The following is a 2,777-nucleotide window of genomic DNA, read 5'->3' as shown; positions in this document are numbered from 1 at the left end:
TTCTGGGGCGCAATGACCAGCAGGTGAAAATCCGCGGTTTCCGCATTGAGCCGGGGGAAATTGAAGCCCGGTTGGCAGAGCACCCGGCGGTTCGCGAGTCTGCGGTGTTGGCTTGGGGGGAGGGCGCAGACAAACGGCTGGTAGCCTATGTGGTGGCGGACGCAGAAGCAGGGCTGGTGAATAACCTGCGTGAGTACCTGAGTGCGGCTCTGCCGGAGTATATGGTGCCGGCGGCGTTTGTGCGTCTGGATACCTTCCCGTTAACCCCGAATGGCAAACTGGATCGGCGTGCACTGCCGGCACCGGACAATGAAGCGTTGGCTCGTCAACGTTATGAGGCCCCACAGGGTAGAAATGAAACGGTGTTGGCAGCGATTTGGAGGGAATTGTTGGGCCTTGAGCAAGTCAGCAGACATGACAATTTTTTCACACTGGGCGGTCATTCTCTACTGGCAGTGCGGATGATTGAACGCTTGCGTCAGTCGGGACTGGCGCTGGTGGTGCGCGACTTATTTCAGACACCAGTGTTATCCCATCTGGCACAAAGACTGGGGCATAGCCCGGCCGTAACAGTCCCTGCCAATGTCATTACTCCCGAGACGACAGCTCTCACTCCGGCCATGTTGCCGCTGATAGACCTGACACAGGCTGACATTGACCATATTGTCGGGCAAGTGCCGGGCGGCATAAGCAATCTTCAGGACATTTATGTTTTATCGCCCTTACAGGACGGGATCTTATTCCACCATTTGCTAACAAATGAGGGTGATCCATACCTGTTGATCGTTCAGATGGTATTTGCGAATCGGGTTTTGCTGGATCGCTACTTAGCCGCTGTGCAGCAGGTGGTCAATCGCCACGATATCCTGCGGACGGCTTTTATTTGGCAAGGGGTGTCAATGCCAGCGCAGGTGGTCTGGCGTCAGGCCACGTTATCCGTCACCGAACTGACATTAGATCCGGTAGAAGGGCCAGTCAGTGAACAGTTAAGCCGGCGTTTTGATCCCCGTCATTACCGTCTTAACTTAAGTGAAGCCCCGTTACTACAATTTGTGATTGTTCAGGACGCGGATGGCCGTTGGGCAGTTGTGCAATTACTGCATCACCTGATTGGTGACCATACCACATTGGAAGTCCTGCAATGTGAAATCCAGGCGTTTCTGACAGGACAGGCAGATACATTACCGGCTCCGGTACCGTTCCGCAATCTGGTAGCGCAGGCTCGGTTGGGCATCAGTCAGGCAGCACACACCCGTTTCTTTACGGATATGTTGGTGGATGTGGCGGAGCCGACCCTGCCGTTCGGCTTGGCGGAGGTGCATCGTGACGGCTCGCAGGTGACGGTATCCCACCGGATGTTATCTGGCGAGTTGAATCACCGTCTACGCCATCAGGCGCAACAGTTGGGCGTCAGTCTGGCGGCATTGTGTCATTTGGCCTGGGCGCAAGTGTTGTCGCGGACCAGCGGACAGGAAAAGGTGGTGTTCGGCACCGTGTTGTTTGGACGTATGACGGCAGGAGAAGGGATGGATAGCGGGCTGGGGCTGTTTATTAATACTCTGCCACTGCGGCTGGATATCGATAATACACCGGTGAGGGAAAGTGTACAGCAGGCTCATACCCGGCTGGCCGGATTGTTGGCGCATGAGCATGCATCTCTGGCACTGGCTCAGCGATGCAGTGGCATTGACAACGCAACGCCACTTTTCAGTGCCCTGCTGAACTACCGACATAATGATATGTCAACCCTGTCCGATGAGTGGATAAGTGGAATTGAAATTGTCGGCGGGCAGGAGCGGACTAACTATCCTTTCGTATTGTCAGTAGAGGATTTTGGTGATGCGTTGGGGCTGACGGCGCAGATGGTTCAACCGCTTGCGCCGGAACGGGTCTGTGATTATATGCAGCAGGCCCTGGAAAGTCTGGCGGATGCGCTGGAACACGCCCCAGACAGGCCAGTTTGGACGTTGGACATCCTGCCAGCAGCGGAACGAACTCTGTTACTTACCACCTGGAATGCCACGGATACGCCGTATCCTAACGCGATGTGTCTCCATCAGTTATTTGAACAACAAGTAGAAAAAAACCCGGACACGACAGCCTTGGTATATGAAGACCACTCTCTCAGCTATGCGGAACTTAATGCCCATGCCAATCGGTTGGCCCGTCAGCTCATTGAACAGGGGGTTCAACCCGGTGGGTATGTGGCGCTGTTGCTGGAACGTTCGATGGCGTTGGTGGTCGCCCAACTGGCAGTTCTGAAAGCCGGCGCGATTTATGTGCCGATTGACCCGGGTATACCGGATGAGCGGAAGCACTGGGTAATCAATGATTGCACGGCTCAGTTGCTGCTGACTGATGAGCACATGGAAATTCCGGTCAATCTAACGGTGCCGTTATTGCGAATAGGGGGAGAAATCGGCGCAGGCCGAGAAGAAGGGGAAAATCTCAACTTACCCGGTTTTAGTTCGGATGCCGTTTATGTGATGTACACCTCCGGCTCCACCGGCACGCCAAAAGGGGTATTGGTGCCACATCGTGCAGTGACCCGGCTGGTCATCAATAATGGTTATGCGACAATCAGCCCGGATGACCGGGTGGCCTTTACGGCGAATCCGGCGTTTGATGCCAGCACGTTTGAGGTTTGGGCACCACTGCTGAACGGGGGGACATTGGTGGTGATTGACCGTACCACCTTATTGACCCCGCCGGCGTTAGTGCGGGCTTTACAGGTCCATCAGGTCACTATTCTGTGGCTGACCATTGGTCTGTTTAAC

Annotated in this window: 1 protein-coding gene; it reads left to right on the top strand. The window is 54.9% G+C overall.

The genetic code is table 11. The features are described from left to right. A partial coding sequence (locus AACX68_RS05980; RefSeq protein ID WP_228860817.1) for an AMP-binding protein occupies positions 1–2,777 on the top strand: 2,777 nt, incomplete at both ends.

Origin of the sequence: Xenorhabdus sp. PB61.4 (genome assembly GCF_963894935.1) — a bacterium.
Classification (GTDB): domain Bacteria; phylum Pseudomonadota; class Gammaproteobacteria; order Enterobacterales; family Enterobacteriaceae; genus Xenorhabdus; species Xenorhabdus stockiae.
The sequence above is the reverse complement of the archived record's forward strand: the minus strand, read 5'-3'. Positions and strand labels throughout refer to the sequence as shown.